Source organism: Bacteroides fragilis NCTC 9343 (assembly GCF_000025985.1).
In the GTDB taxonomy this organism is placed as follows: domain Bacteria; phylum Bacteroidota; class Bacteroidia; order Bacteroidales; family Bacteroidaceae; genus Bacteroides; species Bacteroides fragilis.
In genome coordinates this window covers 2,117,164-2,132,475 of record NC_003228.3, presented here as the reverse complement: position 1 = coordinate 2,132,475, position 15,312 = coordinate 2,117,164, and the positions used below count along the sequence as shown (strand labels likewise).

General features: G+C 43.8%; 11 protein-coding genes. 3 read left to right on the top strand and 8 right to left on the bottom strand.

Features of this window, described 5'->3' with window-relative positions; genetic code table 11:
• Window positions 1-76 precede the first annotated feature (76 nt).
• Window positions 77-922, bottom strand: coding sequence for a CPBP family intramembrane glutamic endopeptidase (locus BF9343_RS08490; RefSeq protein ID WP_010992691.1), 846 nt, complete (start codon window positions 920-922; stop codon window positions 77-79).
• A 104-nt stretch (window positions 923-1,026) separates the two neighbouring features.
• Here BF9343_RS08490 and BF9343_RS08485 point away from each other — a divergent pair, with 104 nt between their 5' ends.
• Window positions 1,027-2,073 carry a leucine-rich repeat protein gene (locus BF9343_RS08485; RefSeq protein WP_005794961.1) on the top strand — a complete coding sequence of 349 codons (1,047 nt, stop codon included), beginning with the start codon at window positions 1,027-1,029 and terminating at the stop codon, window positions 2,071-2,073.
• A 139-nt stretch (window positions 2,074-2,212) separates the two neighbouring features.
• Here BF9343_RS08485 and BF9343_RS08480 read toward each other — a convergent pair whose 3' ends face one another.
• The 4 genes from BF9343_RS08480 to BF9343_RS08465 form a co-directional block, all read right to left on the bottom strand.
• Entirely contained in the window at window positions 2,213-3,280 is a 1,068-nt protein-coding gene (locus tag BF9343_RS08480; RefSeq protein ID WP_041926204.1) for a hypothetical protein, read from the bottom strand.
• A gap of 19 nt (window positions 3,281-3,299) precedes the next feature.
• A complete protein-coding gene (locus BF9343_RS08475) occupies window positions 3,300-3,722 on the bottom strand; it encodes a hypothetical protein (protein WP_005786694.1) in 423 nt (140 codons plus the stop codon).
• Window positions 3,719-4,282 (bottom strand): RNA polymerase sigma factor, encoded by a 564-nt coding sequence (locus BF9343_RS08470; RefSeq protein WP_005786692.1) that lies wholly within the window; start codon window positions 4,280-4,282, stop codon window positions 3,719-3,721. The genes BF9343_RS08475 and BF9343_RS08470 overlap by 4 nt, the downstream gene beginning before the upstream one ends.
• 163 nt (window positions 4,283-4,445) lie before the next feature.
• Complete coding sequence (locus BF9343_RS08465; RefSeq protein WP_005786690.1) at window positions 4,446-6,059, bottom strand: ABC-F family ATP-binding cassette domain-containing protein; 1,614 nt, start codon at window positions 6,057-6,059, stop codon at window positions 4,446-4,448.
• Window positions 6,060-6,294: 235 nt separating this feature from the next.
• Here BF9343_RS08465 and BF9343_RS08460 point away from each other — a divergent pair, with 235 nt between their 5' ends.
• The gene (locus tag BF9343_RS08460; protein ID WP_005800555.1) at window positions 6,295-6,882 is read left to right on the top strand and encodes a nucleotide exchange factor GrpE; all 588 of its coding nucleotides are present in this window, start codon (window positions 6,295-6,297) and stop codon (window positions 6,880-6,882) included.
• A 51-nt stretch (window positions 6,883-6,933) separates the two neighbouring features.
• A complete protein-coding gene (gene dnaJ, locus BF9343_RS08455) occupies window positions 6,934-8,118 on the top strand; it encodes a molecular chaperone DnaJ (protein ID WP_005786685.1) in 1,185 nt (394 codons plus the stop codon).
• Between the two features lie 201 nt (window positions 8,119-8,319).
• Here the strand turns inward: dnaJ and BF9343_RS08450 are convergent, their stop codons facing one another.
• From BF9343_RS08450 to galB, 3 genes are all read right to left on the bottom strand, one after another.
• On the bottom strand, window positions 8,320-9,951 hold the full coding sequence (locus tag BF9343_RS08450) for a RagB/SusD family nutrient uptake outer membrane protein (RefSeq protein WP_010992689.1): 1,632 nt from the start codon (window positions 9,949-9,951) through the stop codon (window positions 8,320-8,322).
• A gap of 14 nt (window positions 9,952-9,965) precedes the next feature.
• Window positions 9,966-12,710 (bottom strand): SusC/RagA family TonB-linked outer membrane protein, encoded by a 2,745-nt coding sequence (locus BF9343_RS08445; protein WP_009292023.1) that lies wholly within the window; start codon window positions 12,708-12,710, stop codon window positions 9,966-9,968.
• Between the two features lie 96 nt (window positions 12,711-12,806).
• Window positions 12,807-15,308 carry a beta-galactosidase GalB gene (galB, locus tag BF9343_RS08440; protein WP_005800559.1) on the bottom strand — a complete coding sequence of 834 codons (2,502 nt, stop codon included), beginning with the start codon at window positions 15,306-15,308 and terminating at the stop codon, window positions 12,807-12,809.
• Window positions 15,309-15,312 lie beyond the last annotated feature (4 nt).

Here is a 15,312-nt window from a genome sequence, read left to right as displayed (position 1 = left end):
CTCTAACTTACTGTGAAGTAAATGTGGTGTTTGTTTTATCAATGTCCCAAAGTTCAGCGGAACATGGGACATTTTTTTATTGTTCGAACCACCAGATAATGAATAGTGTAAAGAGTGTTGCCAATACGGTACAAACCAACGAACCTTCAAAACCAAATGCCCCTCCATTAATCAGATTATTTGCAGGCAGGCGAAGTGAAAACAAGGTTTCACAGAAACGATTGCCACTGACTTCATAGCCAAGTACGGGCCCTTGAATCCAGTTCCAAAAGAAATGAAGCGAAACAGGAAACCAAAGATTACGGGTGTAAAGATAGGAAGCTCCCAGTAACAAACCTCCCAACACCAGATTGAGCATGGGTAAAAAAGCCACATTGGGATTCATCAGATGAAGCAACGCAAACAAAAGGGAAGAGATGAGAAGAGAAATAAATTTATTGAGACGCGTACGCAACAAACGTCCCAGAACATATCCGCGCATCATAGTTTCTTCGACAATGGCAACCATGGCGAAAAACAACCCGCTTAAGAGCAAATCGCTCCAATGCAAATGGACACCGACAACCTCAATCTGCCCGGTCAGCAGGCAAACACCAAAACCAATGGCATAAATGAGCACTGCCACCAGGAAACCGTAGAGAATATCTTTGCCACGCCCTTTCAGGCTGAATCCTAAATCGGAGAAGGGACGGCGATCCAGAAATCGCATCATCAGAAAGGTTACAATAAATACGCTCAACAACATAATCCCCTCTCCAATAAAAAAATAACCCATTCCGTACCCTCTTACTACCGAAAAAAGATTCAGAACGGAATGGAATAGGGACATGACGATAAAGAAGCTTACCAAAAAGATAATAATGCTTGCAAATGCCGGAATCCCTTTCGGAGAAAAGAATGATTCGTGATCCTGTTGTTCCATTTTGTTAATTTATTGGTTGAAGGACAAAAATAACTATATTTTTCTAAAACTCTGGACGAGATAAAGTATGATTCGCTATATTTGTCTAAACATTTATCATAAATATGAAAATAAAACATCTGTTTATAGGAATAGCCCTTACTGCCAATCTATTTGCAGCTACGGCACAAGAAGTTAAGAAAACGTATTTCGTCAGCAAACCGGGAACATTGATTTCGATGATGACGGAAGAGGAAGCGAACCAGGTCACCCACTTGACCCTGACCGGAAAGATCAATGCAGTGGACTTCAGACATCTGCGCGATGAATTTAAAAACTTACAAGTGCTCGACATAGCTAATGCGAGCATCAGCATGTACTCGGGTAAAGAAGGTACCTATCCGGATAAGTTCTATATTTATATGCCGAATTTTGTTCCGGCATACGCTTTCTGTAAGATGGAAAACGGCACTGCCAAAGGAAAATCCACTCTGAAAAAGATCATTCTTTCGGAAAAGATCAAAAACATTGAAGATGCGGCTTTTATGGGCTGCGAAAATCTGAATATATGCCAGATTAAAAAGAAAACTCCTCCTAACCTACTGCCGGAAGCATTGGCAGACAGCATCACTGCTATCTTTGTACCACTGGGAGCAAGTGATGAATACCGGCTGAAAAACCGTTGGGATAACTTTGCATTCATCGAAGGCGAACCACTGGAAGCTAAAATAGAGGTAGGAGCACTAAGCACGCTGGAAAATGAAATTCAGAAAGCAGGACTACAGCCGAAAGAAATCAACTTCCTGACCATCGAAGGCAAGCTGGATGCAGCCGACTTCAAGCTGATACGGGATTATATGCCGAATCTGGTAGCTGTAGACATTGAAAAAACCAATGCAACGGCCATCCCCGACTTTACTTTCTCACAAAAAAAATATCTGCTCCGCATCCGTCTGCCACATGGACTAAAAAGCATCGGACAACGGGCTTTCAGCAATTGCGGCCGTCTCTGTGGAACGGTAGAACTACCGGAAAGCATTACTGCTATCGAATATGGAGCTTTCATGGGATGCGACAGGTTGCGGTACGTAGTTGCTCATGGAGACAAAATCACAACGATAGGAGATAACCTTTTTGGAGAAGGAAAAAATAAGTTGATTTATAAACGATAAAAACAAGAGCTGTCAGAACTCACCACAGAGCACACAGAGTAACACAGAGTGAATTTAAATCATGGATGACCACATGAATAATCTGTGAAGAACTGCGTAATCTGTAGTGAGTTCTGACATTATCTCACTCCTCTCCTATTCATCGCTTTTTTATCCAAAAGCCTATTCCCAAAAGAATCAGTACACCGGTAAGAATAAAGGCCCAGACATTGGGTACCCGTGATTGGGCCGTCAAGGAATATTCACCCGCCAAAAGACGGTAAGCATCCACTTTCCAAACCAGATGTTCGCGATCTCTGAAAGTTGTATTGGCTGAGATCATTTGTCCGGGCATTTTAAGTTCATATTGAATCACGGCTCCGAACAATTCGATCGGACGTGTCTCTTCGTCAAAGCGTTTATCTACTTCTTGTTGCTTTTCCTTATAAAGCAGAGAAAAACAGTCGGTATGATAATGCGTATCGAGCAATTGGCAAATGAGTTCCGGATCAGGATCCGGATCATCATCTTTAGGTTGATAGCCGAGATACAATGAATCCTTAACTTCATCCAGACGGGACATATACTTCCCCCGATCTATCTCAGCGATAAAAGGCCGGATAACTTCGAAACTTAATTCATAAAGACTTCGGTTGTACCAGTCGTAAAATTTCTTTTCCAACCGATCGAGCAATTCTTTCATCTCCAATCCGTTCATTCCGCGATAGGCTGTGTCGTCACCCTGGAACCAAAGCTTCTGTTCCGATTCATTCAGGTAGTTCTTTAGAGGTACGGGTCCTTTATCTGCCAATTCCGGATAGATGCCGGTATAGGTATAATAGGTGTAGAACCAACGAAAATGTTTGGTCAGTGTCTCCTGAGGAGTCACCAAGGGACGGTACATCGGATCTTTAGGATGAACCTGCTCCGCAAACATGCTGACAGAAGGCTCTTCCCTGCCGGCACATACGTTAATCTTTCCCTCTTCTCCAAAATAATTGTGAGTACGGACAGAATCGAAACGTGTCACTACCCAACCAGAGTCCAAAGAAAACATAAAGGGGTTTTTCATCGGATCTCCGGCCATGAATGCAGAATCGGCAAAAGCATATACTTCCCTATGGGCCGAACCGTCAGGATGAATCCGGGTCTTCACCTGATAATAAGTGGTGCAAGACACCATTGAAACCGCCAACAGCAATATCGATAAAAGTTTATTCGTTTTCATATGCATCTGTTTTTAAAGGTTATTCATTCTTCATTATCTGTTCGTACCGGGTATAAAGCCGTTCCCGTTTAAGCATCTCCTTTTTCCGGCTTCGGGACGCGGAAAAGAAGATCTCCCGCTTCTCTCCTGTCATCAATCTCTCATAGCTTCGCTCATCGGTGAGTGTTTGCTCTTGATAGGGTTTCGGTATACGAGTCACCTCTGAGGATAGAATCGGATCGACAGCAACTGCCTCTGCCACCCATAAACCGAGAAGCAGGGTTGCAGCAATAGCAGAACACCAGGCAGCAAAGTTCAATCTGCGGACGGGCCTGTTCCTGAAAGGCGCTGCTTTGACAGCACGCATAATATCCTCGGTCAGTGCGTCCGGATTTTCTAAAACAGGTGGAGTCTTCTTTAATTGCTCCAACCATTTTTCGTAATTCATTTCTTCCTTTTTCATCTTTCTTTATTTATTTCGTTCAACTTCTTACGGATACTTTTTCGTGCAAGATAGAGATTGGCCTTGATCTGGACAGATGTAAATCCGGTGATCTTCTCAATTTCCTTGATTTCCAACTCCTCGATATCCCGCAATGTAAATACAAGCTTTTGCTTAGGGGTCAGTTGTTGCATGAAGTACAGGATATGGGCTTTCAGCTCCCGGTTGACTAACGTGGCTTCAATATTATCATCGGAACAGACAGGCAGTTCGGCAAATGTAATATCAGAGAGCGCACCGGCCGGAGAATGCTGCAAAGCCCGCAGACGATCATAACAGATATTACATGATACCCTGTAAAGCCAGGTGGAAAAACGGAACTCCGGCCGGTACTTATCCAATGAAAGCCAGACACGTAAAAAAGTCTCCTGCACCATATCCCGGGCTTCTTCTTCATCGCACAATAGACGGAAAGCCAAGCGAAAAACGAAAGTCTGATACTCCGCCACAAGCAAAGCAAATGCACTTGCATCTTGCCTCCTGCTCTTTTCAACCAATACCTGTATCTCATTCTGTTCCATAGCTCACACTGTATATGTTGTTTATATATGATACGCAATAAATGAAGAAAGGTAAAATAACGATGGATGATAAACTACAGTAAATGCAAACAAAAAAAACGATGAACAGGCACCCATTTATGTGCAGCCTGTTCATCGTTTATCGTTCAAAAAACGTTCATCGTTACTTATACATCTTGGCTCTCAGCTCTTTGATGTGGTCGGAAGTTATGTACTCGTCATATTCCATCATCTTGTCGATGATACCATTCGGAGTCAATTCAATCACACGATTAGCAACGGTCTGAATAAATTCGTGGTCATGCGAAGAGAAGAGGATATTACCTTTGTAAGTCTTCAGATTGTTATTGAATGCCTGAATAGACTCCAAGTCGAGATGATTGGTCGGAGTATCGAGAATCAGACAGTTGGCATTGCGCAACTGCATACGGGCAATCATACAACGCATCTTCTCGCCTCCCGAAAGAACACTAACTTTTTTCAGTACTTCCTCACCGGAGAAAAGCATACGCCCCAGAAAACCTTTCATATACACCTCGTTGCCTTCGCCATATTGGCTCAGCCAGTCGACCAGATTCAGATCGGTATTGAAATATTCGGTATTGTCCAAAGGAAGATAAGCGGTAGTAATCGTCACTCCCCAGTTGAAATGCCCGGCATCGGGTTTCATATGCCCGTTGATGATCTCAAAGAAAGCGGTCATCGCACGCGGATTACGTGAAATAAATACAATCTTATCTCCTTTCTCCACGTTGAAGTTCACGTCGTTGAACAGCACAACTCCATCTTCGGTCTTCTTACTCAAACCGGAAACTTCCAGAATCTGATTGCCCGGCTCACGTTCCGGAGTAAAGATGATACCCGGATATTTGCGGGATGACGGTTTGATTTCCTCGACATTCAACTTTTCGAGCATCTTCTTACGGCTGGTAGTCTGCTTACTCTTGGCAACATTGGCACTGAAACGACGGATGAACTCTTCCAACTCTTTCTTTTTCTCTTCAGCTTTGGCCTTCTGGTTCTGCTGTTGACGAAGAGCCAACTGGCTGGATTCGTACCAGAAACTGTAATTACCGGCAAAAAGATTGATTTTTCCGTAATCTATATCGACGGTATGTGTACATACAGAATCGAGGAAGTGACGGTCGTGGCTCACAACCAACACGGTATGTTCGAAGTTGGAGAGATACTCCTCCAACCAGGTAACGGTCTCCATATCCAAGTCATTGGTAGGCTCGTCGAGCAGCAGGTTATCGGGATTTCCGTATAATGCCTGTGCCAACATCACACGCACTTTCTCTTTACCGCTCAATTCACCCATCAATGTATAATGTTTGTCTTCTTTCACACCTAAACCGCTCAGCAACATCGCCGCATCGCTTTCGGCATTCCATCCGTCGAGTTCGGCAAACTTCTCTTCCAGTTCGGAAACTTTCAAACCGTCTTCGTCCGTAAAATCTTCTTTAGCATAAAGGGCTTCGCGCTGTTTCATGATGTCCCACAACACTGTGTGCCCCATCATTACGGTATCCATAACCGTAAAAGCGTCCCATTTAAAGTGGTCCTGACTCAACACTGAAAGGCGTTCGCCCGGACCTAATGTAATGTTTCCGGTTGTAGGATCGAGGTCACCGTAAATCGTGCGCAGAAAAGTAGATTTACCGGCACCGTTAGCACCGATGATACCATAACAATTTCCACTTGTAAACTTCAGATTTACATCATTAAACAAAACTCTTTTACCAAACTGTACCGAAACGTTAGAAACTGTAATCATTCTATTATTATTCCTTAATTTATTTATTATCAAAATAACGCGGTGACAAAGGTAGACATTTTTAGTGAATAACGAACTATCAGGAATGTGTCAATCTGACATAAAAGTATTACCTTTGCTGCGTTTTTTGGCAAAACAGACAAACTGGCAAAGTTTTTGCTGCAAAGCCAGTACATCAAAATGCCGTATTGACATGAAACTAAATCCGTTTAACAAGAATAAAAACAGAATAGATATGGATCCGAAAGAAAAGAAAACCAAGCAAGAAGAAGAGTTGAAAGTAGACGATATTCAGGATACCGTTGAAGGACAGTCGCAAAACGAAGAAGCAACTGAAGCAACCGAACCGCTGACCGCAGAGGAAAAGTTGGAAAAAGAGCTAAAAGAAGCTCAGGCTCAAATCGAAGATCAAAAAGACAAATACCTCCGGCTCTCGGCTGAATTTGACAACTACCGCAAACGTACCGTCAAAGAAAAAGCCGAATTAATTCTGAATGGTGGTGAGAAAAGTATCAAAAGCATTCTGCCGGTAATCGACGATATGGAACGTGCACTGACAACTATGGAAACAGCCACAGACGTAAATGCCGTGAAAGAGGGTGTTGAGCTTATATACAATAAATTCCTGTCTATCCTGTCACAGGATGGAGTGAAGGTGATTGAAACCAAAGACCAGCCGTTGGATACAGACTACCACGAAGCCATTGCTGTGATTCCTGCCCCGACAGAAGAACAGAAAGGTAAAATATTGGATTGTGTACAGACCGGATATACACTGAACGGTAAAGTAATCCGCCATGCAAAAGTAGTTGTGGGAGAATAACCGGAACATGAACGAACTTGCTAACATAACTAAAATCAACGAAACTAAAATATGGCAGAAAAAAGAGATTATTACGAAGTGCTGGAAGTCACGAAAGAGTCAACAGTCGAAGAAATAAAGAAAGCATACCGGAAAAAAGCCATCCAATATCATCCGGACAAAAATCCGGGTGACAAGGAAGCGGAAGAAAAGTTTAAAGAAGCAGCCGAAGCCTACGACGTACTGAGCAACCCGGATAAACGTGCCCGCTACGACCAGTTTGGTCATGCAGGAATGAGCGGAGCAGCCGGAAACGGTGGACCGTTCGGCGGATTTAGCGGCGGAATGTCTATGGACGACATTTTCTCTATGTTCGGTGATATTTTTGGCGGCCATAGCGGCGGCGGATTCGGTGGTGGTTTCGGAGGCTTTGGCGGATTTGGAGGCGGAGGTTCTCAACAGAGAAAATTCCGTGGCTCGGACCTCAGAGTGAAAGTAAAGCTGAATTTGAAAGAAATCTCTACAGGAGTTGAAAAGAAATTTAAGCTGAAAAAATATGTGCCTTGTTCGCATTGCCATGGAACCGGGGCGGAAGGAAACAGCGGTTCTGAGACTTGCCCGACCTGCAAAGGAAGCGGATCGGTCATCCGCAACCAACAGACGATCTTGGGAACTATGCAGACGCGTACCACATGTCCGACTTGTAATGGTGAAGGTAAGATCATTAAAGACAAGTGTAAGGTTTGTGGAGGAGAAGGCATCGAATATGGCGAAGAAGTAGTAACCGTAAAGATTCCTGCCGGAGTAGCAGAAGGTATGCAACTCTCTATGGGGGGTAAAGGAAATGCCGGAAAGCACAACGGTATACCGGGTGATCTGCTGATTCTGGTAGAAGAAGAACCACATCCGGAACTGATCCGTGATGAAAATGACCTGGTGTACAACCTATTGCTAAGCTTCCCCACAGCAGCTATCGGAGGTGCGGTAGAAATACCGACCATTGACGGCAAAGTAAAAGTGAAAATAGAAGCAGGTACACAACCGGGTAAAGTGCTCCGCCTGCGTGGCAAAGGTCTGCCAAGCGTAAACGGCTACGGTACAGGAGATTTATTGGTCAACGTTAGTGTATATGTGCCCGAAACGTTGAGCAAAGAGGAAAAAAGCACTCTGGAGAAACTGGAGGAATCAAAGAACTTTAAACCGAGTACTTCAATCAAAGAAAAGATATTCAAGAAGTTCAGAAGCCTCTTTGACTAATCGGCTCCGTTGCCAATTACTCTGATTTATACAGAGAGTACCCTATAAAATGTTGCCCGGACTTACATCTCCTGATGTTGCCCGGGCAATTTTATATCTGAACAAAAGAACGATTTACCTGATAAATAGACTTTTCTGCTATAATGATGGATTATCTTACGATTTAGAGACAGCCGCTTCCAACTTCCCGTCCTTGTTAGCTCAATACCCCGGATTCTGTGTCAGATTGGGGTTCATTAACCGAACCTTTTCCGGAATGGGAAATACCGTAGTATAACCATTCTTCTCACCCGAAAGTTGAGGTCTGCCCGTATAAGTGCGAGTATATTGACGAAACCGGATCAAATCTTGCCTGCGCCACCCTTCCCATGCAAACTCCAACTGACGTTCGGCCAATAGATTAGCTAATGTAGCCGTCCGGAAAGGAGCATTCACACGAGAGCGGACAAGGTTCAATTCTTCATCTCCATTTTCTCCATTACGCACCTTGGCTTCGCTTTTCATGAGTAATACATCGGCATAACGATAGAGTACAATATCATTTTCCATCAGTTTACCGTCTTTGGTGGCAGTTTCATCAATCGCATACTTTTTCATCCGCGCTCCGGCAGTCTTTTCATAAGGAGTATTAGATATATCGACATCCACCTTCCAGGGGAAATATTCCAGCTGGGTACCGTCATCGAGTGTGACGACTTTTCCTTTGAGGTCATATACAATACCGGCAAAATAACATTTGTCAAAACGAGGATCGACTGCCTCTGTATCGTATCCAAACGTACGAAGGACTTCCACAGTGGCACTTGAACCATTCTCTCCTCCCAACCCATAGGCCTTGGCATGATTGTAGTGACGGGAGCGAAAAAGATATTGCATCTGATTGGTATACAGAGTCTTGCTCATCGGGATGGTGAAGATATTCTCAACAGAAGATTCATTGTAAACAGCAAAGTTCGCTTCATAATTATCTTCCAGCCGATATCCCATTGCAGTGATGGCATCACAATAAGCCTCTACCGTCTGCCAGGCATTGAGCCGCTCGCCACCTACTTCAAAATAAATATCTTTTCCATCGGGAAATTGACCGTCGGTCCAATTATTATCCGTATATATTTCAGCATTCAAGGCAAGTTTAGCAAGTAAAAAACAGGCTACGGGACGTGTAATGCGTCCGTAATAATTGCCGGAACGATTGCTATATGCCGTTTCCAGCAAGGGTTCAGACTCCTGCAGCTCTTTCACTACAAAATCGAAAACTTCTTTGCGACTGTTCTGCTTCACTCCTTTCAAAGGAGTGGATGATGAAAGAACCAAAGGGACACGGGCAAACAAATCCATTAAATGATAATAATACAAAGCACGGAAAGCGCGGACCTCCGCCCGATAGACAGGCAGTTCTTCATCGTTATGGGTCTGCTGGTACGTATCGATCCGTTCGAGTGACTGATTGCAAAGACTGACCACCTTATATAAATATTCCCACGTGGCTTGAATGGCATCATTATCCACTCCCCACCGATGCAGGAAAAGTCCTTGCCAGAACCCGCCATCGTACCAGTCACCGCCACGTGTAGGCATAATAGCCTCATCAGTGGTAAAAGTATTCAGATCGTAAATTCCTCTGCCGGTCCCCTGCAAACCCTGGCTATCACTGTAACCTCCGATGTTATTGTACAAGGAGGCCACTGCATTATAATATAAATCTGTTAGATTCTTATAAGCATCTTCCTCAGGAATCTTATCTTTAGGATTCTCATTCAGAAAACCATCACATGAAAACAGAAAACCGAGTCCCCAAAGACAGGCGAACATACATATATAACGACTTTTCATAACTCATCCTCCCATTAAAAATTAATACTTAAACCGAGAGTATAGGTACGCGCCAAAGGATAAGCCCGTTTATCATCCACACCCAAGGTAGAATTGACTGTAGAACTGTTGATCATGGGTGACAGACCGGAGTAGCCTGTGATAGTAGCCAGATTGTTGACAGTGAACGCGAGACGGAAAGATTGCACATACTTTTTCCACTTCGCTACCGGAACATTCCATCCGACAGTAACGTAATCAAAATTGATGTAGTCTCCCTTTTCCAGCCAGTAGTCTGTAGCAGTCTGATCTTTGATATTACGTCCGGGAGCTTTCTTCATCACATTGTAATCGGGAAAAATATTCATATTCATATAGGTCAGTGAAGTGCCGTTATAGATTTTATGACCGAATGCGCCGTTCACCTGTACCGACAGATCGAAACGCTTATAGCGGAAACTGATATTGGAACCGAGTAAAGTTTTAGGGACAGCCTGTCCTGCTACATAACGATCCTCACCATCTTCAAGACTTACCCCTCCCCCATTCAGGTCGGCAATGTCATAGGTATATCCGCCATTTCCATCGGCAATAAGTCCCTTGCAATGGGGCAGATAGAAAACACCTAAAGGTTGACCTACCATTTGATAGACAATATGGTTGTATCCACCATGAAATCCGGCTCCGTCGAGACTTGCCAAACTTTTGTATTCAGGCGCCGAGATATTTTCTCCACCGTACATCCCACTTAAAGAGAGTAACTTGTTTTGCTGAAAAGTAACATTGACATTAACATTCAGTTCCATATCCTGAGTCTTCAAGGGGGTGAGGCCGACAGCTATCTCCGTACCACTATTACGCATGGAACCAATATTGGCCAAAAGAGTGTTATAGGTGAAAGGCGGTACACTGACGTTGTACAGATAGAGCATATCAGAGGTTTTAGAATTATAATAATTAAGAGAGAAAAGAAGCCGGTTGCCAAACATACCAAGATCTACTCCCGCATTGAAAGTGCGTTTTACTTCCCACTTCAAATCGGGATTGGTATTACGCATATTACCCAAAGTCACCACTTGTGAACTACCGACAGGTACCACTCCATTGGGTTTCACCAAATTAAGTGTCGTATAGGAGTCAATGCCACTCTGATTGCCGGCTAAACCGTAGCCAATGCGAAGTTTCAAATTATCGACCAACGGAATACGCTTCATGAACTTTTCCTCACTGACAACCCAGGCACCCGATACGGATGGGAAAAATCCCCATTTATGATTGGCACCAAATTTAGAAGAAGCATCGGTACGTGCATTCACCGTGAAGATATACCGGTCGGCAAACGTATAGTTGAAACGTCCGAGAAAAGATGCCAGTCGAGGCTGTTCAAAATAAGAATTTGTTCCTTCCCAAAGTCGTATGGCACCTGCCTGAAGATTATTGTAACCAAACTGATCGGTATTGAAATTGGTCACAGTAGTATAAAAGCCGCTATAAGTTTCTTTTTGCAGTTCGGCCAGTGCCAGTACATCAAAATAATGCTTGTTCCATTTCTTTTTGTAAGTCAGCATCAGATTGCCAAGCAGTGACTCCATTTTTCTGGTCCCTTTGTATGCTTGTCCATGAGCCCACACAGCCGTAGGCAGATATTGGGAGTTTTCTACAATATTATAGGTATAAGAACCGAAAAGAATCAGTTTCAGTTCACGAAATAAATTAAAAGTCAGCCGGGCATGGGTACTGATATGTGATGTAGCATCATGATCTTTCACTTCCATCCAAGCCAGTGGATTAGTGATCTGGCTGGCATTGGTAATCTGATCCCAGGAATCAGTCTCCGGATTTCGGTGATTGGGATAAGTAGGATTAAAAGTAGCAGCCGAATAGAACGTTTTTTGAAGGTCAAACAAATTATGATTCTTTTGAATAGAGCCAAACATACCCAGTTCACAGACTAAAAAATCGTCAAACACATGTTGGGTCATATTCATATTCGAAGTGAAGTTTTTCATATCTTCATTCAGAATGATACCTTGACGATCCATAAAGCCCAACGAAACACGATAACTGGAAGCATCCGTCCCGCCATAAAATGCAACATGATGATTCTGCTGCAAACCAGTCTGTTCTATCTCTTTCAGAAAATCCGTTTCATTTCCTTTGTCGAGTATGGCAACACCTTGCTGCCGGGCCAGATTACGAAATTCATTTCCGGAGAGCATTTCCAGATTTTTGTAGACAGAAGAGATACCAAAACTCCCATTGTAGCTAACCCTGGTTTTACCCCGGATTCCTTTCTTTGTCGTGATTTCAATAACACCGGAAGCACCGCGGGAGCCATATTGAGCTGTCTCGGAAGCATCTTTGAGAATGGTGAAACTCTCTATATCGGTAGGATAAATAGAAGTGAGCATACTGAGGTCACCAAATACACCATCGACAATGATCAAAGGGTCGTTACCACTGGTCAATGAAGTAGTTCCCCGCAAACGTACGGCATCCAAAGCTGCCGGTCCGTTGGTTCCTTTTTGTATGGTAAGTCCGGGAACACGTCCGCGAATCGCCTCCAGCGGATTGGTTATCTGATCTTTATTCATGCCCAACTCCGTAATTTTTTCTACTGAACCGGAAATATTTTTCTTATTTCCGGTAGCATATCCTACTGTAATAAGTGAATCAATGGGAAAAACAGGCTTATCCTGCGCCTGCAAGATAGAGGGAGTAAACATCAGAAGCAGGGCAAAAGTCAATGTCGGTATACAGATGATCCGGTGTTGTTTCATACTATTAACATTTGAAGGGTTCGCATATAAAATATAACAAAAAAAGAGAGCATCTGGTTGCCCGGATGCCCTCCTTTCTTACTCTATCTGAACAGATTATTTGCTTTCGATCAGCAATGTACCTTTTTTCAGACCTTTTCCTGTTGCTTCAAGTGTGATCTTTCCTGCTTTTTCAGTAGACTGCACAATCGCTGTCATCATACCGCTGAATACTTTCATTTTCGGGGTCTGGAATGACTCAAGAGAAGCCGGATTACCATTGGCTCCTGCACGATAAGTACCTGCTCCCTTCACCTTGAAACTGATCTCATTGTCTGCCAGCGGACAAAGATTACCCTCTTTATCGACTACCTTCACTGTCACAAATGAGAGATCTTTACCATTGGCGTCAATCACGCTACGGTCTGCCACCAACTCAATGTGATCGGGCTTTCCGGCTGTATGAATTTCCTTTTCAGCAACGGCTTTGCCATCTTTATCGTAAGCAACCACTTTTACAGTACCCGGCTCGTATTTCGTATCCATCCACATCAGGCGATAACGTTGCTGACGTTTGAAGTTGGCCACAGAAGTAGAGTCACCGCTATTGTTTACCGTAACGGAGAGATCCTTTGTACGCTTACCCTGACTTTTGCCGTTAATAAACAGTTCAGCCGAAGGATAATTGGTATATACAAATACCGGGGTAACTTCACCCTCACGTCCTTCCCAATTCCAGTGAGGCAAGATATGCAGCGTTTCCTTATCTTTATTCCAATGACTGCGATAGAGATAATAACGGTCTTTCGGAAGTCCGGCAAGGTCTATAATTCCAAACAACGAAGAGTGGCTGGGCCAATCGGTATAGTACGGAGTCGGTTCGCCTAAATAATCGAATCCGGTCCATACGAACTCACCAATGCAATAAGGCAAATCCTCATGCTGGATAAAATCGTCTTCAGGAAGATTGGACCAACCGCAATGCTCTACATCATATGATGAAGACTGATGATCGTCATACTTCTGCATCGCACGACGGACAACAGGGAATTTATAAACGCCACGTGAACTAACGGTAGAAGCTGTCTCGCTACCCAGGATGATCTGTTGCGGAAGTTTTTTGTAGTTTTCCTGATATTTGTGAGGACGGTAATTAAAACCGGCTACGTCCATCACAGCCGCCATATTATTATTGACTACTGCATCGGGAGCATCCATACCCTGAGTAACAGGACGTGTAGGATCTTCACGATGGCAGATATCCTGCAAGAAGCGTGACAGTTTCGGTCCACGGTCACCGTTCCACTGGTCGGGCACCTCATTACCGATACACCACATAACCACGCTCGGATTATTGCGATACTGATGAATCAGATTCACCAGATCTTTCTCTACCCATTCATCAAACACTTTGTGATAACCATTCTGTACTTTGGCTGCTTTCCACTCGTCAAATGACTCGGCCATTATCATCATGCCCATTTCATCACAAGCTTTAATCAATTCGGGAGCAGGCATATTATGTGAAGTACGGATGGCATTGCAGCCCATGTCTTTCAGGATACGAATCTGACGGCGAATACCGGCATCATTGGCAATACCTCCCAACGGTCCGAGATCATGGTGATTGCACACACCTTTGAACATGGTTTTCTTTCCATTCAGGAAGAAACCTTTATTCGGAATAATCTCAATGGAACGAATACCGAATGAAGTAGTATATTCATCCTTCAGAGTATTCCCCTCATATACTTTAGAAACGGCACTATAAAGATGCGGAGTATCCGGAGTCCACAAAGCCGGAGAAGTCACTACGAAATCTTGTTCGAAAACATTGTCATCGAACGGACCTCCCTTCTTTTCGTTGGCTGCCACCACTTTACCATCCTTATCCTTCAGTTCGGTAACAATACGATATCCTTCGAATGCTTTTCCGGCTGGTACATCGAGTTTGGTTTTCAGGTTTACCTTTGCAAATTCATCTTTCACTACAGGAGTAGTCAGCTGAGTACCCCAAGTAGGAATATGGGCATCTTCGTTCACTACCAGATGTACATTGCGATATAATCCGGCACCCGGATACCAACGTGAAGATTCGTTCTCGTTTTCAAGCCGAACCGCCAATGTGTTCTTTTCACCCGGTTTCAAATAAGGAGTGGCATCCACATAAAAACTATTGTAACCGTAAGGCCAATAACCGGCCTCTTGTCCGTTGATATAGACATGTGCGTGGCTCATGGCTCCATCGAAAACCAGAGTAGCCTTTTTGCCCTTACTGAATGAAGGAGCATCAAAATTGAGCCTATACCATCCCACACCGACAAAAGGAAGTCCCCCGGTACGTCCGGCATGCTCCATCGCCTCTTTCTGTCCATCCTGAGAAATGGCTACGTTCTGTTTATCATTATTAATACTGAATGGTCCGTAAATAGCCCAATCATGCGGAACGGTCACAGATTGCCACTTCGCATCATCATACGTAGAGTTACTAAAGTCTTTACTATCCTCACGAGTGAACTTCCATCCCTTCTCAAAGGTTTGTTCCGTACGGACTTGCGCACACGCCAACAGCGGCACAGCGAGCATCGAAGCAAATGCAATTTTGATTTTCTTGTTCATGATT